The 21742-nt window shown below is 56.7% G+C and carries 17 protein-coding genes; 3 read left to right on the forward strand and 14 right to left on the reverse strand.

Features of this window, described 5'->3' with window-relative positions; genetic code table 11:
- Position 1: 1 nt before the first annotated feature.
- The 3 genes from VGM48_RS17980 to VGM48_RS17990 are packed head-to-tail and all read left to right on the forward strand — an operon-like array spanning position 2 to position 2955.
- Positions 2 to 742: an ABC transporter ATP-binding protein gene (locus VGM48_RS17980; RefSeq protein WP_331581675.1), complete on the forward strand. Its 741-nt coding sequence runs from the start codon at positions 2 to 4 to the stop codon at positions 740 to 742.
- The gene (locus tag VGM48_RS17985; protein WP_331581677.1) at positions 743 to 1849 is read left to right on the forward strand and encodes an ABC transporter permease; all 1107 of its coding nucleotides are present in this window, start codon (positions 743 to 745) and stop codon (positions 1847 to 1849) included.
- Positions 1846 to 2955, forward strand: coding sequence for an ABC transporter permease (locus tag VGM48_RS17990; RefSeq protein WP_331581679.1), 1110 nt, complete (start codon positions 1846 to 1848; stop codon positions 2953 to 2955). Before VGM48_RS17985 ends, VGM48_RS17990 begins: the two co-directional genes overlap by 4 nt.
- Here the strand turns inward: VGM48_RS17990 and VGM48_RS17995 are convergent.
- The 14 genes from VGM48_RS17995 to VGM48_RS18060 all read right to left on the reverse strand — a co-directional run bounded on the left by VGM48_RS17995 (position 2952) and on the right by VGM48_RS18060 (position 21741).
- Complete coding sequence (locus tag VGM48_RS17995) at positions 2952 to 4610, reverse strand: altronate dehydratase family protein (protein WP_331581681.1); 1659 nt, start codon at positions 4608 to 4610, stop codon at positions 2952 to 2954. The two genes, VGM48_RS17990 and VGM48_RS17995, sit on opposite strands and share 4 nt — an antisense overlap.
- Positions 4607 to 6085: a tagaturonate reductase gene (locus tag VGM48_RS18000; protein ID WP_331581683.1), complete on the reverse strand. Its 1479-nt coding sequence runs from the start codon at positions 6083 to 6085 to the stop codon at positions 4607 to 4609. The genes VGM48_RS17995 and VGM48_RS18000 overlap by 4 nt, the downstream gene beginning before the upstream one ends.
- Positions 6082 to 6753 carry a bifunctional 4-hydroxy-2-oxoglutarate aldolase/2-dehydro-3-deoxy-phosphogluconate aldolase gene (locus tag VGM48_RS18005; protein WP_331581685.1) on the reverse strand — a complete coding sequence of 224 codons (672 nt, stop codon included), beginning with the start codon at positions 6751 to 6753 and terminating at the stop codon, positions 6082 to 6084. Before VGM48_RS18005 ends, VGM48_RS18000 begins: the two co-directional genes overlap by 4 nt.
- Positions 6743 to 7765, reverse strand: coding sequence for a sugar kinase (locus VGM48_RS18010; RefSeq protein WP_331581687.1), 1023 nt, complete (start codon positions 7763 to 7765; stop codon positions 6743 to 6745). The genes VGM48_RS18005 and VGM48_RS18010 overlap by 11 nt, the downstream gene beginning before the upstream one ends.
- Complete coding sequence (locus tag VGM48_RS18015) at positions 7762 to 8772, reverse strand: zinc-binding alcohol dehydrogenase family protein (RefSeq protein ID WP_331581689.1); 1011 nt, start codon at positions 8770 to 8772, stop codon at positions 7762 to 7764. The genes VGM48_RS18010 and VGM48_RS18015 overlap by 4 nt, the downstream gene beginning before the upstream one ends.
- Before the next feature lie 41 nt (positions 8773 to 8813).
- On the reverse strand, positions 8814 to 9632 hold the full coding sequence (locus VGM48_RS18020; RefSeq protein ID WP_331581691.1) for an SDR family oxidoreductase: 819 nt from the start codon (positions 9630 to 9632) through the stop codon (positions 8814 to 8816).
- Complete coding sequence (locus VGM48_RS18025) at positions 9629 to 10477, reverse strand: amidohydrolase family protein (protein WP_331581693.1); 849 nt, start codon at positions 10475 to 10477, stop codon at positions 9629 to 9631. The genes VGM48_RS18020 and VGM48_RS18025 overlap by 4 nt, the downstream gene beginning before the upstream one ends.
- Positions 10464 to 11321: a fumarylacetoacetate hydrolase family protein gene (locus VGM48_RS18030; protein WP_331581695.1), complete on the reverse strand. Its 858-nt coding sequence runs from the start codon at positions 11319 to 11321 to the stop codon at positions 10464 to 10466. Before VGM48_RS18030 ends, VGM48_RS18025 begins: the two co-directional genes overlap by 14 nt.
- A 4-nt stretch (positions 11322 to 11325) precedes the next feature.
- Positions 11326 to 12081, reverse strand: a complete 756-nt coding sequence (locus VGM48_RS18035; protein ID WP_331581697.1) for an SDR family oxidoreductase — start codon at positions 12079 to 12081, stop codon at positions 11326 to 11328.
- A 3-nt stretch (positions 12082 to 12084) separates the two neighbouring features.
- Positions 12085 to 12417, reverse strand: a complete 333-nt coding sequence (locus VGM48_RS18040) for an L-rhamnose mutarotase (RefSeq protein WP_331581699.1) — start codon at positions 12415 to 12417, stop codon at positions 12085 to 12087.
- Positions 12414 to 13679 carry an L-fucose:H+ symporter permease gene (fucP, locus tag VGM48_RS18045; RefSeq protein WP_331581701.1) on the reverse strand — a complete coding sequence of 422 codons (1266 nt, stop codon included), beginning with the start codon at positions 13677 to 13679 and terminating at the stop codon, positions 12414 to 12416. The genes VGM48_RS18040 and fucP overlap by 4 nt, the downstream gene beginning before the upstream one ends.
- Positions 13680 to 13812: 133 nt before the next feature.
- On the reverse strand, positions 13813 to 16020 hold the full coding sequence (locus VGM48_RS18050; protein ID WP_331581703.1) for a glycoside hydrolase family 88 protein: 2208 nt from the start codon (positions 16018 to 16020) through the stop codon (positions 13813 to 13815).
- 10 nt (positions 16021 to 16030) lie between these two features.
- A complete protein-coding gene (locus VGM48_RS18055) occupies positions 16031 to 20980 on the reverse strand; it encodes a sugar-binding domain-containing protein (RefSeq protein WP_331581705.1) in 4950 nt (1649 codons plus the stop codon).
- The gene (locus VGM48_RS18060; RefSeq protein WP_331581707.1) at positions 20980 to 21741 is read right to left on the reverse strand and encodes a rhamnogalacturonan acetylesterase; all 762 of its coding nucleotides are present in this window, start codon (positions 21739 to 21741) and stop codon (positions 20980 to 20982) included. The genes VGM48_RS18055 and VGM48_RS18060 overlap by 1 nt, the downstream gene beginning before the upstream one ends.
- Position 21742 lies beyond the last annotated feature (1 nt).

The following is a 21742-nucleotide window of genomic DNA, read 5'->3' on the forward strand; positions in this document are numbered from 1 at the left end:
CATGGAAACGGTGATCCGGACGGAAAAGCTGACCAAACGATTTGGAGCCTTTGTCGCCTGTAATGAATTAAGCTTTTCGGTGGACAAGGGGGAGATCTTTGGATTCCTGGGGGCCAACGGAGCGGGGAAGACGACGGCGATGCGCATGCTTTGCGGGTTGCTGACCCCATCGGCGGGGAAGGCAACCATTGCGGGCTTTGATGTTTATACGCAGACCGAAAAGATCAAGCAGCGGATCGGCTATATGAGCCAGAAGTTCTCCCTGTATGACGACCTATCGGTGGCGGAGAATATCCGCTTTTATGGGGGGATCTATGGGATGAGCCGGCCGGCGATCCGGGAGAAGACGGAGCGGTTGCTGGAAGAGCTGCAGTTGCAAAAGGAAGCGAAGACGCTGGTGCGGGAACTGCCGCTGGGCTGGAAGCAAAAACTGGCGTTCTCGGTGTCGATCGTGCATGATCCGGGGATCGTTTTTCTCGACGAGCCGACGGGCGGCGTCGATCCGGTGACGCGGAGGCAGTTCTGGGACCTGATCTATGCGGCGGCCGACAAGGGCGTCACCATCTTTGTCACGACCCATTATATGGATGAGGCGGAGTATTGCAACCGCGTCTCGATCATGGTGGATGGAGTGATCGCGGCGCTGGACAGTCCGACGGCCCTGAAGCAGCAGTTTGGGGGCGCTTCGATGGAAGAAGTTTTTTATGAACTCGCCCGCAAGGCCAAAAGAAAGGGGGATTAAATGCGCCAGTTACTCATCTTTATCCGTAAGGAATTTCTGCATGTCTTTCGCGACCGGAAGACGTTGCTGATGTTGTTCGGGCTGCCGATCGCGCAGATCGTGCTCTTTGGCTTCGCGCTGTCTAATGAGATCAAGAACTCGCATATCGCCATCGTGGATTATTCGAAGGATGCGGTGACGCAACGGCTGATCACCAGGATCGGCGGAAGCCCTTATTTCAATATCCAGCGAACGCTGGCCAGCGGGGACCAGCTGAATGCCGCTTTTAAAAAAGGCGATATCAAACTGGCCGTGATCTTTCCCGTGGGATTTGGCGATGACCTCGTGCATACGGGGAAGGCGACGATGCAGGTGATCGCCGATGCGTCGGACCCAAACCAGGCGACGACGATCACCAACTATCTGAACCAGATCGTCCTCGACTTCAATTCCGAGCTTTCGCAGGGCGCGGGGCAGCGGATGCAGATCCTGCCCTCGACTCAAATGATGTATAATCCCGAGTTGAGGGGAGCGCCGAACTTCGTACCCGGGGTAATGGCGCTGGTGCTGATGCTTGTGTGCACGATGATGACCTCGGTGGCCATCGTCCGGGAGAAAGAACTGGGGACGATGGAGATCCTGCTGGTATCCCCGTTCAAACCCTTCTATATCATTCTCTCCAAACTGGCGCCCAACCTGCTGATCTCGGTGGTCAATCTCTTCATCATCCTGGCGCTAAGCGATATCTTTCTCGATCTGCCGGTGAAGGGCAGTCTGTTGTTGCTGGTAACGGGGAGCGTGCTATTCATCCTGACCTGTCTTTCGATCGGGCTGTTGCTATCGATCAATGCCCAGACGCAGCAGGCGGCGATGATGGGTTCGATGATGGGGATGATGTTGCCGACGATGCTGTTGACGGGGTTTCTTTTCCCGATAGAGAATATGCCGGTGGCGTTGCAGGTCCTGTCGAACCTCGTTCCCTCCCGGTGGTATTTCATCATCATCAAGCAGGTGATGCTAAAGGGGCTGGGTTTCTCCGCGGTGTGGAAGGAGATGCTGATCCTGACGGGGATGTGCGCCCTGCTTTTTACGATCAGCCTTAAAAAATTCAAAATCAGATTGCAATGAAGACACTGGTATTCCTGCTGGAAAAGGAGTTCAGACAGTTGCTTCGCAGTAAGCAATTGTTGGGGATGTTGTTGCTCGCGCCGCTGATCCAGTTGATCCTGCTGCCGCTGGCAGCGGATTATTCGGTGAAGAATATCTCCATTGCGATGGTGGATAACGATCATTCGACCACGTCGCGGCGACTGATCGAAAAGATCGTTTCTTCCGGCTATTTCAAGCTGCGGGAGTATTCCGCGTCATTTACGCAGGGGCTGAAGGCGGTGGAAGAGGACAGGGCCGACCTCGCGTTGCAGATCCCGGTGCATTTCGAGCGGGACCTGGTTCGGGAAGACCGGAAGCAGGTGTTTGTCGCCATCAATGCGATCGAGGGGACGAAGGCTAACCTCGGGGGTGCGTACCTGAGCAGTATCATCAGCGATTTCAATGAGGATATCCGGGCGCAATGGCAGGTGGTCACGCCGACTACGCAGGTAACCGTGGCTACTTCCAACTGGTATAACCCGCTGCTGAACTTCCATCTCTATATGGTGCCGGCCATCCTGGTGACGCTGGTGACGGCGATGGTGGCGATGCAGTCCGCTTTCAATATCGTGCAGGAAAAGGAGAGCGGAACGATCGAACAGATCAACGTAACACCGATAAAGAAGCACATCTTTATCATCGGCAAGATGGTGCCGTTCATGGTGCTGGGGATCGTGCTGTTCACGATGGGGCTGCTCGTGGGCTGGATCTTATACGGCATCGTGCCGCTGGGCAGTCTTTGGGTCTTGTATGGTTCGCTGATCGTTTATCTTTTTTCGATGCTGGGCCTGGGATTGCTGGTGGCCACCTATTCGGGTACCCAGCAGCAGGCGATGTCGCTTTGCTTTTTCTTCATCAATATTTTCAACATGATGAGCGGGGTGTTCACGTCGGTGGACAGCATGCCTGACTGGGCACGGGCGATCGTGGCCACTTTTCCGCCGAGTCATTTCATCAAGATCATGCGGCCGGTGGTACTGAAGGGCAGTGGATTCAGCGATATCCTGCCCGAGATACTCTGGATGCTGGCGCTTGGCGTCGCATTGAATGCCTGGGCGGTGCTGAACTACCGGAAAACGACCTAGAGACTTACCCCGCGTTTCCAGGGGATGAAGTCGTCCTGCACATGACGGATGGAAGCCACCTGGGTTTCCCCGTTTGCAACGGCGATGACGTAGTCGAGGATGCGTTCGCCCGCCTGTTTTATCGTTTCGGTCCCTTCGATGATCGTTCCCGTATTGATGTCGATGATATCGCGCATCCGCTCGAAGAGGGCGGTGTTGCTGGCGATCTTGACGACCGGAGCCACGGGGTTGCCGGTGGGCGTACCCAGGCCGGTGGTGAAGAGGACGATATTGGCGCCGGAGGCTACTTCGGCGGTGGTCGATTCGACGTCGTTACCGGGTGTACAAAGAAGGTTGAGACCGGGCTTTGTCACTTTTTCGGGATAGTCGAGAACCGCGGCGACGGGGGAGGTACCGCCTTTTTTTGCGGCGCCGGCCGACTTGATGGCGTCGGTGATGAGTCCGTCGCGGATATTACCCGGCGAGGGATTCATGTCGAAGCCGGAACCGACGGCTTTTGCGCGATCGTTATAGGTGCGCATGAGATGTGAGAAGCGTTCGGCGGTGGGTACATCCACACAGCGGTCGCTCAGGTTCTGTTCGACGCCGCAGAGCTCGGGAAATTCCGAGAGGATCACGGAACCGCCGAGGGCAACCAGCAGATCGGAGGTGTAGCCGATGGCCGGGTTGGCCGAGATGCCGGAGAAGCCGTCGGAGCCGCCGCATTCCAGCCCGATGCAGAGTTTGCTCAGAGGAGCGGGTTTGCGTTCCTGCTTATTGGCGAGGATGAGTCCGGCGAAGGTTTGTTTTATCGCTTCGGAGAGAAAGGCGGATTCGGTGCCGATCTTCTGCTGTTCGAGAATATACATCGGCTTTGCAAATTCCGGACTGCGCTTTTTTATTTCCTCTTCCAGCATACTGACCTGGGCATTCTGACAGCCGAGGCTGAGCACCGTGGCGCCGGCGACGTTGGGATGGGTGATATAGCCGGCGAGCAGTCCGCAAAGAGCCTGGGCGTCCTGGCGGGTGCCGCCGCAGCCACCGTCATGATTCAGGAATTTGATCCCGTCGACGTTGGGGAATAGCCGTTGGTTGTTGTTATGCTGGTAGTCGGCTTGGAGATCGGTGGAGAGGATTTGTTCGACATCCTGTCCGGCCTTGTACAGCTCGACCAGTTTTTGCGATTGCAGCTGGTAGGTGCGGTTGCGTCCATAGCCGAGATCGGTGACCAGGGCCTGCTGGAGGACGTCGAGGTTGCGATTTTCGCAGAAGACCATCGGGATGACGATCCAGTAGTTGGCGGTGCCTACGCTGCCGTCGGCGCGGTGGTAGCCGTTAAAGGTGCGGTCTTTGAACTTTGTGATATCCGGCCGGACCCACTCGGTGTGCCGGTTGCCGATGGCAAAATCGTTGGCGGCATGTTTTACATTGGTCGTGCTGATGAGCCCGCCTTTTTTGATGGGTTGCTGGGCTTTGCCGACCAACACGCCATACATCGTGATGGAGTCGCCGGGCTGGAGGTCGACGGTGGCGAATTTATGTTTTGCTTTGACGTTTTCCTGGATCGTATAATCCTGGCCTTCGTAAGAGACTTTTGTGTCTTTGGGGAGATTGGCCAGGGCTACCAGCACGTTATCGGCCGGGTGGACTTTCAGTATAGTTGCTTGCGTGCTCATAATACACTTTTTCTTGTTGTTAATTGGGCCAGGGTTGCGGTCGGGCCTTTTGCGATGAGATCGTCGAGATAGAGGCGGACGGCGCCTTCGAAACCGGTGAGTTGCGTCAGATCGGCGCCCCAGAGCGTCTTGTCGCGCAGGGCGAGGGTGGCGACTTCGGGTGCGGGATACTTCTGCCAGAGCTCGGCAAAATGGCCGGCTTTATCATCGTTTACCGGGTGCGGAGGCTGCGCGCGCATGAACAGCAGGTAGGCAGCGAAGCCCAACGCCAGATGCGAGGGCGGGAAGCTATGCCGTTCGTAGTGCCGGAGCAGCACCGGGATCACGCGGCTCTTCAGCTTCGAGGTATACTGCATGGTGATGCTCAGCCACTGATGTTGCAGGTGCGGATTGCGAAAGCGGTCGAGGACGCGAAGGCCGAAATCACGGGCTTCCTGCAAAGGAAGTTCATAAGGGATGGCCGGGGCGATCTCTTTCAGCATGAGGTCGGTGACAAAGGCGGAAAAGGCCGGGTTGTCCATTGCGTTTTTGACGGTATCGAAACCCGCGAGAAAGGCCAGCCCGCAGCTCAGCGTGTGGGTGCCGTTTAGCAGGCGGAGTTTTAGTTCCCGGTAGACCTCGATATCCGGTTCGATAACGACACCGGTGTCGGCCGCGGCAAAGGACAGCGTCTGGCGCACTTTTTCGTCGCCCTCGATGGCCCAAAGCCGGTATACTTCGGAGATGGCGAGAAGTCCATCTGTATAACCCAGATCATGCTGTAATTGTTGCAAATTCCCTGCGTCGGGTTTTCCCGGAACGATACGATCCACCAGGGAACTGCAGAAGCGGCAGTGCTGTTCCATCCAGACGAGGAAGGAGGCTTCCAGTTGCCCCATCTGGGCCAGTTCTTTTACAATGGAAGCCAGCTTTTTGCCATTGTCGACGATCAGTTCCGTGGGGACGATGACCATGCCGCTTTCGGGGGTTCCCCCGAATGCTTTCCAGCGTTCGTAGAGGAAGGCCAGGAGTTTCCCGGGGAAGGATGCCGGGGGATTTCGCCGGATGTCATCTTCGACCAGCTGGATACCCACTTCGGTGGTGTTGGAGATGATGATCTGCATTTCGGGATTATGTGCGAGTCGCAGGATCTCCTGCCATTGATCGCGGGCGGAGAGGACGCGGCTGATCGCCGAGCAGATTATATTCTCTTCGATCTTTTTGCCCTCTTCGATGCCCCGGACGCAAAGGGTGTAAAGGCTGTCCTGTCGGTCGAAGGCGCCGGCGTCGCCCCCGTCGGTGGATTTGACGACGACGACCCGGCCGTTGAACAGGCCCTGGCGGTTGGCTTTATCGATGAAATAGTCGGGCAGCCCGCGCAGCAGGACACCGGTGCCGAACTGGAGTACTTTTTCCGGGAGGGAGAAGACCGCCTCGGCGGGTTTGATGACGCCTTTTGCGGCGATGTTCTTCAGATTTTCTCTTGAAAGGTTCATTTTTTCTCGTTTAGTATACCTCTCGCGATGGTGAGGGCTTTTGTCGTTCGCTGATAGATGGTATCGTAATCTTCCTTTACCAGGAGGTCCTTGCTGATCAGTTTACTGCCCAGGCCCACGGCGCAGACGCCGGCCCTGACCCAGGCGCGGATATTGCCTTCTTCGATCTCGACGCCGCCGGTGGGGATGAACAACTGTCCCTGGAAGAGTTCTTTTATGGAACTGACGAATTCCGGTCCGAGGATGTTGGCGGGAAAGATCTTGATGACGAGGGCCTGATGTTCCTGAGCCTTGTAGATCTCGGAAGGGGTCATGCAGCCGGGTATCCACAGGAGGCCGGCTTTAGCGGCGACCTCACCTACTTCCGGGTTGACGATCGGGGCGACGATGAAGTCGGCGCCGGCTTTTACAAAAGCTTCCGCCTCGGCTTTCGACTTTATAGTACCGATACCCAGGTAAAGATCGGGCGCTTCGGCCGCGAGGGTCTTCTTGAGCATGGTAAAATTGTCGAGGGCGGCGGTTCCGCGGTTGGTGTATTCCACGGCGCGGACGCCGGCGCGGTAAAGGGTGCGGATGACTTCGAGGCATACCGAGGGACTTTCCCAATAGAAGAGGGGGAGGATGCCCTGGGTAAGGATGCTTTGGAGGATGACTTTTTTATCGTTCATAAGTTGTAATAAATTTTTTGATCTCTTCCGGGCGCTGGTCGGTCGCGTCGCTGGGAATAAATAGTTTTTGATAAGCCGCGGCCGTGGCATATTCGAGGGTATCCTGATTTCCGTGATTTTGGCTCAGGCCATAGATGAGTCCGGCCATGAAGCAGTCGCCGCTGCCTACCTTGTCGAGGATCTTTTCGGAAAGATATTCTGTCGAGGTGTAGAGCGATTTACCGGCATACAGGGTGGTATAATAGCGGATGCCTTTTTCGCCGTTGTCGAAGCGAAAGGTGTTGGCTACATACTTCACTTTGGGAAAGTTCTCCATGATCTGTTCGCTGGTGAGCCAGGCATGCTGGAGGTAGTCCTTTTTGGTGTCGGTTTCCACGAGACTGTGGTCGACGGGGATACCGAGCATTTTTTCGGCGGCCCAGAGATTGCCCATGATGAGATCGCAATGATCGGCGAGGGCGGGCATGATCTCCGTGGGAGTCGCGCCATATTGCCAGAGTTTGGCGCGGTAGTTCAGGTCGAGGGAGATGGTGATGTTCTTTGCCGACGCGGCCTTTAGCATTTCCATGCAGACGGTTGCGGCGTCGCGGTTGAGCGCCGGGGAGATGGCGCTGAAATGCAGCCAGCCGATATCGTGCAGGACATGATCCCAGTCGATGGACCCGGGTTTCAACGTCGAGAAAGAGGAATGGGCACGGTCGTAGATGACGCCGGCGTTCTTGAGGTCCTTGCCCTTTGGCAGGTAATAGATACCGATGCGGTCACCCTGGTAGAGGATGCGGCTGGTATCGATACCCTTGTCGCCGAGATAGAGCGCCAGTTCGTGGGTCATCGCGTTGTCGGGCAGGGCGGTGAAATACGCGGAAGGACGTCCCCACAGCGCGAGGGCCGTGGCTACATTTGCTTCCGCCCCCCCGACAAAGAACGGCAGGGTGTTATCCTGCAGCCAGTCGCCGCCGGGACAGATGCGCAATAAGAGTTCGCCAACCGATAATATTTTTTTGTTCGTCATAGTTCAACCATTGCTTTTATAACGCCGTTCGCGGGGTCGAGAAAGCCGGGGAATCGGGTTTTCAGTGCGTCAAATGTCACCCGATGGGTGATATAGGTTGTCGGATCGATGAGACCTTTTTCCATTGCCTGCATGACCGTCCCGAAATCTTCCCGCGTGGCATTGCGGCTGCTCATCAGCGTGCCTTCGCGTTTGTGAAATTCGGGATGGCTGAATTCGATGGTCCCTTTTTGCAGACCGACGAGGACATAGCGGGCGCCATGGGCCATGTATTGGAAAGCGTCGTTTATCGCCTTGCGGCTGCCGGTGGCGTCGATGACGACGGTGGGCATATCGCCGCGGGTGATGTGATGTATTTGTTGAAGAGCGTTATCTGCCGCATTGACCGTATGCAGGAGGTGCAGTTTTTCGCGGCAGAATTTCAACCGGGTTTCATTGATGTCCATGGCGATGACTTCGCCCCCGGCGATGCGGGCCGACTCCATCGTTCCCAGGCCGATGGGGCCTGCGCCGATGACGAGCACGAACTCCCCGGGTTGGATCGCGGCCCGGCGGACGGCATGGGCGCCGATGGCGAGGGGTTCGATCAGCGCCAGCTGGTCGTAGCTAAGGTTATTCCCATGGACGAGCGAGGAGGACGGGACGGCGAGGTATTCCACCATTCCGCCGTCGACGTGGACCCCGCAGACCTTGATCGTGGTGCAGCAGTTGGGTTTGCCGCTGCGGCAGGCGATGCATTTGCCGCAGTTGAAATAGGGAATGATGGTCACGGCTTCGCCGGGCTGGAAGCCGGGTGCCTGGTCGAAGTCGACGAGATCGCCGGCCAGTTCATGGCCGAGGATCCGCGGGTACTCGAAAAACGGTTGCGTGCCTTCGAAGGCGTGGAGGTCGGTGCCGCAGATGCCGATGCGGCGGATCTTAATGATCGCCTGGCCGGGGTGCGCCAGGGGTGCGTCGGCTTCGCGATATTCGAAAATTCCAGGTTCTACGCAAACAAGAGTTTTCATTTCTTTGATTTTGCCGCCTTCGGCGGATCATGATGCGGCGCTTATTTCTGTCCTTCGGACGAGCCGACTGTGTCGGCTCCTGCGAGTGCGCGGTCGAGGTGCACATAACCACCATCGACGTGAATAAGTTGACCGGTTGTGTGGCTGGATCTGTGGGACAGGAGAAACGCCGTCATGTTGGCGATCTCTTCCGCGGTGGTCATCCTGTTTTCCAGCGGGATATTCTTTACGATGGACTCCAGCTTTGCTTTTGGGTCGGGCAGGGTCTGGATCCAGCGTTCGTAGAGGGGTGTCCAGCATTCGGCCACGATGATGGCGTTTACGCGGATGCCGTATTTGAGCAATTCGACGGCCCATTCACGCGTGAGGGCGCTGCGACCACCATTGGCGGCGGCATAGGCACTTGTTCCGCCCTGACCGGTTTCCGCCGTCTTGGAGCCGATGTTGACGATGGCGCCTTTGGATGCCTTCAGCGCGGGAAGGGCATGGTGAGCCAGCAGGTAATAATGAACGAGATTCTTGTGGAGCGACGCCATGAAAGCATCATAGCCGCCGTTCTCGAGCCCTACCCCATCGTTGACCCCGGCATTGTTGACGAGACCATCGATACGGCCAAACTGATCGAGAACTGTCTTTACAGCTTGTGCAGAAGCTTTTGGATCGATGAGTTCGGCGACGGTTTGCCAGGCTTTGCCGCCCGCGGCTTCGACGGCGGCGATGGTGGCCTTGTTATCGGTTTCATTGCGCCCCACGATGAATGGGAGTGCGCCTTCCGCGGCCAGCACTTTCACGATGCCTTCGCCGATGCCTTTTGCACCACCGGAGACGATGATCACCTTATCCTTTAATTCGAGGTTCATAGCTTATAAAATTTTATCGCATTACCGCCAAAGAAGGCGGTCTGCTCATCGGTTGAGAAATTGGAGAAATAGTCCTTTACTATCTGCAGCATCTGTTCATAGCTTGCCGCCACGAGACAAACGGGCCAATCGGAGCCGTAAAGGATGCGGTCGGTGCCAAAGGCTTCCACGACGGTATCGAGATAAACCCGGAAATGTTCGGGTTTCCAGTCATACCAGTCGGCTTCGGTCACCATTCCGGAGATCTTGCAATAGAGATTGGGAAAGGCTCCCGCGGAACGGATCGCATCCTTCCATTCATCGGTGATATACCGGTGTTTGATGTGCGGTTTTGCGATGTGATCGAGCACGAAGGGCTGGTCGGGAAAAGCCCCTACGAATTCCTTTGTGTAGCCCAGCTGATCGGGATAGATGAGGATATCGTAGGTGTAGCCGTATCTGTTCAGTTCGGAGATTCCGCGTTTGAAAGAAGGTCTTAGCATCAGGGCGCGGTCGGTCTCGCCTTGCAGGACATGGCGAAAGCCCTTTAGCTTTGGAAATTTTTTATAGTGTTGCAGGCGTTGTTCGAGATCCGCATGACGCAGGTCGACCCAGCCGACCACGCCCCTGATGAAATCGTTCTTTGCGGCGTGATCGAGCAGGTATTCGGTCTCGTCCTCGGACTGATCGGCCTGGACGGCGACGCAGCCGTCGATGTCGTTGGCCCGGAGGATGGGGTGGAGGTCGGCGGGCAGGAAGTCGCGCTGGATGACCTTCATCTCGTCGGTGATCCAGGCATCCCGGATTGGATCGAACTTCCAGAAATGCTGATGGGCATCAATGGTTATTGGCTTAGCTGACGACATAAGCTTTTACGTTTTGCCGGGCCTCCCCCAGATAGTCGATCCCCAGTTGGACGACATCACCCGGTTGGAGATAGACGTTGGGTTTCATCCCCAGTCCCACCCCGGCCGGTGTCCCGGTGGAGATGACGTCGCCTGGCAGCAGGGTCATGAACTGGCTGGTATAGGCGACCAGGAAGGGAATATTGAATATGAGATTGGACGTATTACCGTCCTGCATCTTTTTATCGTTGACGTTGAGCCAGAGGCGAAGTTTGTGCGGGTCGGGGATCTCGTCCGCCGTGGCGAGCCAGGGGCCCATGGGTGCAAAGGTGTCGCAGCCCTTGCCTTTGTCCCAGGTTCCGCTGCGTTCGATCTGGAATTCGCGTTCGGAGACGTCGTTGTGGAGACAGTAGCCTGCGACGTATTGCAGGGCTTCGCTTTCTTCCACATAGGAGGCTTTTTTGCCGATGACCAGCGCGAGTTCGACCTCCCAGTCGGTTTTCTTGCTGTTCCGGGGGATCATGATGTCGTCATTGGGGCCGACGAGGGCCGTGGTGGACTTCATGAAGATGACGGGTTCGGGCGGCGGGGTCGCGTTTGTCTCTTTGGCGTGATCGGAATAGTTGAGGCCGATGCAAACGATCTTGGAGGGCCGGGCGATGGGTGCGCCCAGACGGGTGCCGGATTTTACTTCCGGGAGGTTGTTTTTGTTTTCTTCCACGAACCGGGAGAGCCGGCGAAGGCCGTCGGTCCCGAAGAACTGTTCGTTATAGTCTTCGTTTATTGCGCTTACGTCGTATTGTTTTCCGCCGAGGATGATGCCGGGCTTTTCCTTATTGAGCTGACCGTGTCTGATGAGTAACATTGTTCTAGTTGTTTAGTTTTATGAATCCGCCGTCGATGGGATAGTCGGTGCCGGTGATGAAGGAAGCCTCGTCGCTGCAAAGATAGAGGATCAGCGCGGCGATCTCTTCGGGTTTTGCCATCCGGCCGATCGGCTGGGTCTTTGATAATTTCTCGAACATCTCCTGTTCTTTGCCCGGGTAGTTCTTTTTCAGAAAGCCATCCACGAAGGGGGTATGGACGCGGGCCGGCGAGATGCAGTTGCAGCGGATCTTGTCCTTGAGATAGTCTTTTGCCACCGAAAGGGTCATGGAGTAGACCGCACCTTTGGTCATCGAGTAGGCGAACCGGTCGGGGATGCCTACCGTCGCGGCGATGGAGCACATATTGATAATGGTGCCGCCACCGTTCTTCCTCAGCAGGGGAATCGCAGCATGGAGACAGTTGTAGACTCCTTTTATATTAACACGGTAGAGGCGGTCCATATCTGCTTCTTCCGTGGACTCTGCCGTACCGATATGCGAGACTCCGGCGCTGTTGATCAGGATATCGAGTTTTTCGAGGCCGGCGAAAAGCGTATTTGTTTGCTGCTGATCGGCTACATCGGCGATGGCGGCTTTTGCGTTGGCGCCTATTTCTTTCGCCGTGGCGTTTGCCTGTTCTTCGTTGATATCCGCGACATATACCGTCGCGCCCTGTTTTGCCAGCAGGACGGCTACGGCTTTGCCGATGCCGCTGCCCGCGCCTGTCACTACTGCCTTTTTTCCTTCGAGACTAAACATTTTTTATTTGTTCAATGAGAAAATCTTATCCATAAGCCGCCATTTTTCACCGGGGCGGCCACCGGGGATTGCAACCTGAAACTTCCACATCAATTCTTCCCAGCGCCGAACGGCGGGGTTGGCGGCGTCCATGGCTGCTTTTTTTTCAAAGCTGAAGCCTTCGCCCGTCTCCATGATCATGAAGAGGCGATCTTCCAGCCGGTATATTTCCATCTGCACGATCCCGCCGTCCAGGATGCTTGCCTTTATTTCGGGCCAGACATCCCGATGCCATTGTTCGTATTCCGCAATGAGGGCCGGGTCGGATCGAAGGTCAAGGGCAAGACAGTATCTCATGCGAGTGCGGCTTGGGGTTTTGTTATTCCTTTGACCTTATGTCCTTTCAGGCCGAAATACAGGATGAAGGCAAAGCAGATCATGGGCATGATATAGGCGATTTGGATGTTGCCGCCGGTGTTGTCCGAGATAAGGCCCATCATCAGCGGAGTAAAGGCGCCGCCGATGATCGACATCACGAGGAAAGAGGAAGCCAGTTTGGTCTCCTCGCCGAGATCTTTTATGCCAAGCGCGAATATCGTCGGGAACATAATGGACATGAAGAAGGGGGTCGCGGTGATGGCATAGACGGAGGTGCGGCCATGGGTGGTGATGGCAATGATAACGAGTACAATATTGATCGTCGCGTAAAGACTCAGCAGCCTCGCCGGCTTGATATACCGCATAAAGAAGGTTCCGAGGAACCGGCCGGCCATAAAACCCAGCATCGCTCCATAGGCAAGGATATCGCCCGCCTCTTTTTCCGGGATATTAGCCGTATACCGGGAGAACCGGATAAAAAAGCTGAGTACGCCTACCTGTGACCCGACATAGAAGAATTCGGCGATGACGGCCCAGCGGACATGCGAGATGCGGAATATCCCGAGTGAAAATTTCGTGGTATGCTCGTCTTTTGGTTCGGGCAGTTTTGTGAAGATAAAGATGATGGCGATGAGGGTCAGGACGGCGGCGATGACCACGTACGGCATCTTCAGGGAGTTGGCTTCCGTTTGCAGATAGGCCGTCAGTTCGCCACGGGCGGCCATCGCGTCCAGTTCCGCCTTGCTGTGTTCGATACCCGAAAGAATAAAATGGGTGCCGATCAGGGGTGCGACGAAGGCGCCGAGTCCGTTGAACGATTGTGCGAAATTGAGCCGCTGTTCGGAGGTATCCGGTTTGCCGAGGATCGTGGCGTAAGGATTGGCGACGGTTTCGAGAAAAGTGGCGCCGCTGGCCGCGATGAAGAGGGCCAGCAGGAAGAGCCCGAAGCTGCGGTTATCGGCGGCGGGTAAAAAGATCAGCGCTCCGACGGCGTAGAGGAAGAGGCCGCAAAGGATGGCCTTCTTATAGCCAAAGCGGTGGCAGAACAGGCCGGCCGGGATGGCGATAACGAAATAGCCGAGGTATACGGCAAAATCGATGAGGGACGATTGCGTATCGCTCAGCTGACATACCTTCTTCAGATGCGGGATCAGAATGCTGTTGATGTTGTGCAAGAATGCCCACATGAAGAAGAGGGAGCAGATGAGAATAAACGGGAATAAGTATTTATTTTTTGACATGCGCTCGTATGGTTATGCCTTCGTTTAACCTTCAAAGAAAACACATTTCGCCGGAGAATCAGCCTCTTATGTTATCCGAGTATTAAGTTATTTTAACATCATTTGGCGAATTTAGGCTAGTTTCAGGAATATCTCATTTTCGGCCGAATTGTTTGTCGGCAAAATTCATATACTCCTGCCAGTCATAAAGCGTGAGGTCATGTTTGCCGTTGCGGATATGATAGCGGATGGTCTCGCCGGCCGGGTGCTCCAGCGAGGGCATACTGTCGGTTTCGAGGCCTTTCTTTTTATAGAGATGCCAGACGGGACCGGCGAGCCGGGCGCTGAGGAATTCGCCTTTGGGATCGGACCATTGGTCGCCGACGGCGCTCGCGACATAAAGGGGCCGCGGAGCGATCAGGGCGAGCAGTTCGAACTGATCGGTCGGCATGGCGGCGGGGTCGTTGCCGAATTGTTTGTAGTTGGCGCCGAACCACCAGGGGAATTTATCATTAATGATGGCGATGGTCTCTCCGTAGTCGCGCTTGCCGAGGGCGGCGCCGCCTTCGCCGGATTCGTTGGACACGACGAGCGCGAAACGTTGGTCGTTGGCGCCGGCCCAGACGGCGGCTTTGCCGAGCCGGGAGTGGCCGATGACGATGAGTTGGTTCCGGTCGACGGCAGGGTTTGTGACCAGGTAGTCCGCTATGCGGCTAAGTCCCCAGGCCCATGCGCCCATGGCGCTCCATTCCCAGGGTTGGATGGCGAGTTTATCGGCCAGGCGGGTACGGATACCCGTTTGCCAGCCGTCGGGGCGATCGGGTTCGATGTCCCAATACCAGGCATATGCTACGCCATAACCGTGATCGAGAATCGTCTTTAGCGGCCACTGAGCGGAGGTTTCGGTTTGTGCATTGGGAGTGAAGCTATAGCCGACGAAGACAGGAACTTTTCCTTTTTTGTTTTTTGGGAGCCAAAGGACCAGATGGAGCCTGGCGGCGGTGTCGGTGGCTGAAAAATACAGGGTGAGCTCTTTTTTTATCCCAATGTCGGTGGATTGGGTTGCCGTGGCCTGGACCCTGAGGGGGATTGAGTTAGCCGGCAGGCGACCGTAGACATTTTTGGCGAATGAATGCAGCATTGCCGGGCGTTGGACGGCTTCCCAGTTTTTTATCGTGGTGAGATCGAGCTTCGGCTCTTCATAGGGCGGCACCTTCGACTCGTCGAGGTTGGCCGCGGGCGGCGTGCAGATCTGATACACCTCGCTGCCGGCGAGGAGGAAACAACCGAGACCATAGTCTTCGAAGTCGGGGATCTTATCGTAGGTGACGGGCTGGCCGTCCTTTGGTTCTTTGCCCGTACCCTGTACCCAGCCCAGCATGCCGTTGGGATGTAGGGACTCGGCAGCCAGAGCCGTCCATGCTTTGGCGACGATGGGATAGTATTGTTTCTTGTCGAGGAAACCGTTGCGGATGCCCCAGGAGATGCCGTAGGTGAAAAGGGCGGTGCCGCTGAGTTCCTTGCCGCCGAAATGTGTGGAGTCGTGGAGGCTGCAATTCCAATAACCGTCGGTGCGCTGCAGGGGAACGATGGCGCTGACCATGTCTTTGTAATCCTGCAGATATTCGGCGCGATGCGGATTATCGAGCGGCAGCATCGAAAGCACACGGACGAGGGCAGCGAGCACCCAGCCGTTGCCGCGGCTCCAGTAGCAGTTCTGCCCGTTGGGTTCCTTATAGGGCGGTACGAAATCTTTGTCCCGCCACCAGAGATGTTCTTCGGGGTTATAAAGCCCATGTGTGCCGTGGACGGTCTTTGTATAGTGATAGAGATCGTACATCTTTCGGAAATAGGACGTGTCGTGGTACTCGACACCCAGCCGGGTGAAGACGGGCATGGCCATCTGGATAGCGTCGACCCAATGCCAGTCGTCGGCTTTGTCGCTGTGGACCATATTATCGATCGAAGCCTTGATGGCCGTGATGCGGTTTGGCTGCGGATCGAGTTTATAAAGATCGATCCAGGTCTGACCGGCGCACTGATCGTCGGCATTGCGGTTGGTGACACCGTTGCGGGGGGTCCAGTTGTGTTTGTTGCCCCAGTCGATGGCATAGTCGAGATAGGCTTTTTTGGGGTCGATGGAGTATAATGCCATCAGTCCTTCGTAGTAGACGGCGCGGGTCCAGATATTGCTTGGCCGGGCGATGTTGGTGACGATCTGCGTACCAGGGTCGGGCCATTTGGTCATGAAATAGGTGTTGGCCAGTCGCATGGCACGCAGGACATCCTGTTGCTGTGGTTGCGCGAAGGCGGTCGCTGTCGTTGCGATTACGAGAATGAAGAGGAGTGATTTTTTTCGCATGAGCTATTATTTAAGGCAGGGGTTTTAGTCCCGCCCATTTTACTTTCCATTTTCCGTTCCGGGGGATGCCGGGGTTTGGGGTCGTACAGCCGTCATAGCCTGCACACATCAGCGCGATGGCGGCGAGCAGGCCGCCGTTGCCCGGCAGATAAAGCCGGAGGCGGTCGTCCTGCCAGTTATGCCCATCGGGAAGGTACGTGTTCTTTTTCACCGGCATCAGCAGGGCATCGATTGCCTTTTCGGGCAGCCCGAGCCGGGTGGCGGTCATCGCCACTAACGGATAGTCCCAGCCCCAGGTGGTCTCCCAGTCCCAGTTGCGTTCCACCCAATCGAAGGTTTTATGCATGATAGCCGTGTCGAGGCCTTTTGTTTCCGGGAGAAACCCATAGGTGGCGAGGACGACCGGATGGTCGCCCCGGTAACGCGGGTTGGTGTAGGCATCGGTGGCGCTTTCAGTAGGATAATAGAGACTGTCGTATTGCGGGAGGGCGGCCAGGCCGGCTTCGACGCGTTGCCTGTTTTGATCCGGTGGAAGATCTTGCCGGCTGCGCCATTGCCGGGCAATGCCCAGCGCCCAGCGCCAGTAGGCCAGTTCGAAAGCGGGGTTGATGGTGCTGTCGGCCTTGAACCGTTCCTGCGCCGGGATGAGGCCGGGGCCAAGGATATAACGATGTGTCTTCTCGTCGTAAGCTGCGTAGGAGGCCATGAATGCGGCGGTGGAATCGACCAGGGGGCCGTATTTTTTTAGGATCGCATCCTTATCGGTTGCCGCGCGATAGGCCAGCTCGGCGAGATAGATGAAATGCGGTTGCTGCCAGATGAGGAAGGCGCCGACGGAAGACGGGCCTTCACGGCCGGCGGGGTCGGTCATCTTCTGCCAGCGGTAGCCCTGGTAGCCCTGACGTCTTGCGAGGTTTTTCGCGCTGTCGGCGGCGGTGAAGTACCAGTCCAGTGAGCGTTCGAGGAGTTGGGGTTGGTTCCAGAGTGCGAATTGCGCTTCGTGCCACCAGTGCATCTCGAGGTGGGGCCGGCCATACCAGCTGTTGTAGGTGAGGCCGGTTTCCTGTGGCGGGTAGTCCGCGGCGTCCTGGATGCGGAGGAGGTATTGCGAGAGGATGATGCGGCGTTCGAGTTCGGTGGCGCGGGGGTCGGTGCTGCCGGTGAAGTCGACGGCAGCGGATTGCGTCCAATAGGCGCGCCAGGATTGCGTGGATTGCGCCTGGATTTGCGCGTAGCCGGTGGGTGCGGTTGCTGCGGCGGGTGCACGGGGCGTGAAGAGTGCGGTGAACGCAAAACTGTCCGATGCCGAGGGAAGAAGAAAGAAGTAATGCGGCTGGGACTGGGATAACGTTGCGTTGCTGTGCGTTGTTTGGAGATAATAGACGGTGGTGTCGAGTTGGTGCTTGAAGAGGGTTTGATCCTGGGTTGAATTGATTATTGTCGTGCTATGGGCTTCGGGGTGGGTCCAGTTGTCGCCGTTGTCGGCGAAGCTGTTGGTAGGATATGGAAATCGCAGCCTGATCCGGAGGCGATGTTCACGGAGTAATGCCGAGTTTATCTTTATGGCGATGGCGTCGGTCCGGGGGTCACAGAGGGTGGACACGTCGACGGGTGTCCCTTCGAGGGTGAAATGGCTTTTTATCTCGCCTGACCAGAGGATGAGTTGCTGATGGATGTCCTTAAGGTCGGCGAGGGTGGCGGGAGCGCCGTTGCGCTTTTGCAGCTCGAGGCCGATGTTTCCGAGTTGAAGGCGATGAGGATTCTCGCGGAAATAGTCGACGGCCTTGTTCTTCAATTGAACGCTATAGGTTCTTTCCCGGCCGTGTATGTTGTAAGGCTTGAGCGTTTCGCTAAATTTGTAATTGTTCGTGTTGGAGAAGCTGTGCCAACCCCATTCGGATTGCGTTCCGAGCGGGATGCCTTTATCATAATCTTCGGGGTAGGATTGGAGGCCCGTGATATCGACGGTGAACGCAAAGCGGCCGTTGCCGACGGAGAGAGAGCCGAGGGGATCGGCTTTTTCATTGACCGGGTTATGACGTTGGACCAGGGCGTGACGATCGATCGCGCCGTCGGTCGGGCTGTCGGTCGCGCGCTGACGACTGATCGCGCTGTCCGCCTGTTTTGGCTTGAGTTCGTCGGGTACCGCCCGGGTGTGAGCGGTCCAGATAAATTTGCTGGGGGTCGTGAAGAGGGCATTGATCGTACCATAGTCTATCGCGGCACGGGGATGGAATTGTGCCGACTGCATATACTTTATGATACTATAATAAAGCCGGCGGCTTGCGGGCCGGTCATCGGGCAGGTCGGGGCCAAGATCGGCGCTGCTGACGATAAGACTCCCCTTCCCTACCCTTGCCTCGAAAATGAGTCCAAGCCGACGATTGAGAAACCAGGTGTCGATAGGCTGCACCAGCGGGCGGAAGTTTTTTGGAAAGTCTTCGAGATGCATCACCTGCGCCTTGTTGAGAATGTCCCACCACTGAAAATTGCTGTGGTAGCTGGTGGGAAAGCCGGCAAATGCGGGAGCATGCGGATCGAGGAGGATACCCAGGGTATGCGGCGGCCGCATCTTGAACCAGGATGTATTCCAGAAGACGGGGGTGAAGTTCATGATCACCTCTTTGCCTTTAACGATCCGGCCCGCGGCATTGCAAAAGACTTTACCGCCGTTGTCGAGGATATGCCGCGCGCTATCATTCAGCGCTCTGCAATAGTAGATACCGGCGTTATCGACGGGCTGCTGCGGCGGATAGACCCAGCAATCCCAGTCATTTGCGTAGGTCGTATTGCGGATGCCGATCCTTAGGCGGAGATGGGCGGCCTTTTTGACCGTATTCAGCGGCACCTGTATTTCGCCGAGCGCCGTGACATCACCTGTAGGGATAGGTTTTGTAATGGTTCCTTTTGCAAGAATGTTTTTGTCATCGTCGGTGAGTGTCCAGTCGACGATGGCGCCGGGCAGGTCTCGTTGACCATAGTGGTAGATCTCGACCTGCGCCCTGAGTGTATCGGTGTTGTGGTAAACAAACCTCGGCAGCAATGCCAGTGGAACGGTAGAATTGCAAAACCGCGACCACTCCTGCGCATTCACATAGCCTTTCTCCTGCCAGAGGGCGTTGAGGACGCCCACCAATGCGGTTCCCTGACCGGAATAGTCGGTGAGGCAAAGCAACTGAAATCCCGCGGAGCCCTTTGTCCGCAGCGATTTTTCGATCTCGGCCTTATAACAGAGGGTCTGCAGTTTACCCGAAGCCATCAGGAAGCGGCGGGCCTCGTCCGCCATGCCTTGTCCTGCGAGGTCATCGCGAAATATCTCGAAATTCTTCTCTTTGTAAACACCGGTGTACCTGGGTATCTCGGAAAAATCGGGATAGGCACACCATTGTCCCATCTCATGTGTGACATAGGGGACGGTGAATTTGTCGACCACGGACTCGTAGTCGCTTTGCGATTCGGGCAGGCCGGTCCAGTTCAGTCCACGCGGACCGGATTTGACCATATAGTCATTATCGGGGATCAGGGGCCAGTTGCTGCCGACATCGGCGCCGGTATAGACCCGGCGGTTGTCCGTCGCCTTCCAGTAGTCGACGAAGCGGCTAAGCCATTCCGCCTGATGACCGCCGCGGGGTTCGTTGCCATAGGCCAGCATACAGAATGAAGCGTAGTTGCCATAGGCCTTTGCGATGCGTTTGACCTCCGCCCAGAGAAAGTCGTCGACGGGTTTTCCATCGCCGAGTGAAGTTCCGTGGTTTGCCCAGGAGGGTCCTTCGGGCTGGAGATAGAATCCCACGCGGTCGGCGGCCTGGAAAGCAGCTTCCGGTGGGCAATAGGAATGGAAGCGCAGGTGATTGAGGCCATAGGCCCGGGCCTTGCGGAAGAGCCGTTCCCAGGCGGGTTCATCCATCGGCGCGTAACCGGTGAGCGGGAACTCACAGTTCTCGACCATCCCGCGGAGATGGATGCGGCGGCCGTTGACGGTGAAATGGGTGCCGTCGACCCGGAATTCCCGCATGCCGAATTCGATGTTTCTCGTATCGCCGGTGTTCAGCCTGACCGTGAGGCGGTAGAGGGCGGGATCAAACTCGTCCCATAGTAACGGATGATCGCCCATGGGATAGTCGATGGTCAGGGAATCGCCGGAGAGCGTGTAGGTATGGGCAGGAAGGTGTTGATGTATGGAAGTGTTGAAACTGGCGGCAGCGAGCGTGATCGTCCCTGCGCCGACGGGCTTGCGGGAGTGAAGGAGGATGCGGACATGCGCGATCCTGCGGGCTAGATTGGGGAAGACCTGTACGTCGTCGATCCAGGTGGAAGGGCGGGCGGTGAGGAGGAGTTGGCCGACGACGCCATTCCAGTTGCCCTGGGTCTGATCGGTGAGGGAATGGGAGTCGGGGCCGACATTGATCGCTTTGATCCGATTGTCGATGCGCAGGGTGATCCGGTGGCGGCCGGGGATGAGGCCGTCGAGGTCGAAGCACTGCGCCGTGCTGAAGCCATATTGGCGACCGACGGGTTTGTCATCGATCCATACCGTGGTTTCGCTATGGGGCCGTTCGAGTGTCAGCGTGAGATGGCGACCCTGCCAACCTGCAGGAATGGTGATCTCGCGTTGATACCAGGCGGCGCCGACATAGTAGTTTGGCGGGGTGAGCCAGAACGGAAATTTAAGATTGCCGGGCTGCCGGTATTGCGCCATGCGGGGATCGAAGAACCAGCTGCTATCGTAGATGCTGGCGGTCCATTTGGTATCGACACTAAGGCGATCGCCCTTACCGTTTTGCATCATTGAACCGGGAAGATGAACGGAGTCGGGGAGCCGTTGCGTATACCAGCGTGCGGCTTCGCCTTCGTCGTGGGGATCCATGCGGAAGCGCCAGGTGCCGGCGAGGTTGAGCGTGTCCGCGGCGCTGGCGACAGTGCCAAGCAGGAGCAGTAATATGGCGATGGTCAGACGCATCAGGGCTTGAGGTATCGGGTTAGTATAAGTCCGTTGATCTGGCGGAGACCGGTGACGACGGCATTGGCGTTCAGCTTTGCCCCGGCCTCGTTGGTATGGGTGTGATCACCGGGAAAGAAATCTTTGACCTTATCGGGGCCGAGCCGATCGTATTGATCCGCGATGATGGCGTTGAGATCGATGAACCGGGCGCCGGTGGCGGTGGCCGTTTGCTGTGCCCAGCCGCCATAATCGTTATTTGCCCGGAGCACTTTTCCGTCTTTGAACATATTACGCGGGATCGGGCTGCAGATGATCGCCGTAGCCCCTTTTGCTTTTGCGTCAGTAACGTATTTCCGCATGTACCAGCCGTAGGTATGGACGGTCTCGTTCTTTTTCAGGATCGGGTTATAGATATTGCTCGAATCTTCCCCGATGCCCTTTATGGTCCCGCGGGCGCGGGCAGTGTCGTCCAGCGGCCCGCCGTCGTTGTGGCCGAATTGCATGATGACATAGTCACCGGGCTTTAGCTGACTGAGCACCTTGTCCCAATGGCCTTCCGTGATAAAGGTGCGGCTGCTGCGGCCGCCGAGCGCGTAGTTGCGTACGGCCAACTGAGTGGTGTCGAAGGACTGATCGAGAAAGCTGCCCCAACCCCAGAGGTTGCCATCGCCCTTTCCTTTACCGTTTTTTACCGTGGAGTCCCCGATGATGTAAAGCGTGGGACGCTGATCGGGGACGAGGGCGAAGAGACCGAAAAGGAGGAAAAGATATTTGTACATG

It is taken from the genome of Puia sp. (assembly GCF_036500295.1).
Taxonomy (GTDB): domain Bacteria; phylum Bacteroidota; class Bacteroidia; order Chitinophagales; family Chitinophagaceae; genus Puia.

Coding starts and splice junctions, on each gene's coding strand:
- VGM48_RS17980 (WP_331581675.1), top strand. CDS start 2: ATGGAAACGGTGATCCGGACGGAAAAGCTGACCAAACGATTTGGAGCC.
- VGM48_RS17995 (WP_331581681.1), bottom strand. CDS start 4,610: ATGAGCACGCAAGCAACTATACTGAAAGTCCACCCGGCCGATAACGTG.
- VGM48_RS18010 (WP_331581687.1), bottom strand. CDS start 7,765: ATGACGAACAAAAAAATATTATCGGTTGGCGAACTCTTATTGCGCATC.
- VGM48_RS18035 (WP_331581697.1), bottom strand. CDS start 12,081: ATGTTTAGTCTCGAAGGAAAAAAGGCAGTAGTGACAGGCGCGGGCAGC.
- VGM48_RS18025 (WP_331581693.1), bottom strand. CDS start 10,477: ATGTCGTCAGCTAAGCCAATAACCATTGATGCCCATCAGCATTTCTGG.
- VGM48_RS18005 (WP_331581685.1), bottom strand. CDS start 6,753: ATGAACGATAAAAAAGTCATCCTCCAAAGCATCCTTACCCAGGGCATC.
- fucP (WP_331581701.1), bottom strand. CDS start 13,679: ATGTCAAAAAATAAATACTTATTCCCGTTTATTCTCATCTGCTCCCTC.
- VGM48_RS18050 (WP_331581703.1), bottom strand. CDS start 16,020: ATGCGAAAAAAATCACTCCTCTTCATTCTCGTAATCGCAACGACAGCG.
- VGM48_RS18030 (WP_331581695.1), bottom strand. CDS start 11,321: ATGTTACTCATCAGACACGGTCAGCTCAATAAGGAAAAGCCCGGCATC.
- VGM48_RS17990 (WP_331581679.1), top strand. CDS start 1,846: ATGAAGACACTGGTATTCCTGCTGGAAAAGGAGTTCAGACAGTTGCTT.
- VGM48_RS18000 (WP_331581683.1), bottom strand. CDS start 6,085: ATGAACCTTTCAAGAGAAAATCTGAAGAACATCGCCGCAAAAGGCGTC.
- VGM48_RS17985 (WP_331581677.1), top strand. CDS start 743: ATGCGCCAGTTACTCATCTTTATCCGTAAGGAATTTCTGCATGTCTTT.
- VGM48_RS18020 (WP_331581691.1), bottom strand. CDS start 9,632: ATGAACCTCGAATTAAAGGATAAGGTGATCATCGTCTCCGGTGGTGCA.
- VGM48_RS18055 (WP_331581705.1), bottom strand. CDS start 20,980: ATGCGTCTGACCATCGCCATATTACTGCTCCTGCTTGGCACTGTCGCC.
- VGM48_RS18040 (WP_331581699.1), bottom strand. CDS start 12,417: ATGAGATACTGTCTTGCCCTTGACCTTCGATCCGACCCGGCCCTCATT.
- VGM48_RS18060 (WP_331581707.1), bottom strand. CDS start 21,741: ATGTACAAATATCTTTTCCTCCTTTTCGGTCTCTTCGCCCTCGTCCCC.
- VGM48_RS18015 (WP_331581689.1), bottom strand. CDS start 8,772: ATGAAAACTCTTGTTTGCGTAGAACCTGGAATTTTCGAATATCGCGAA.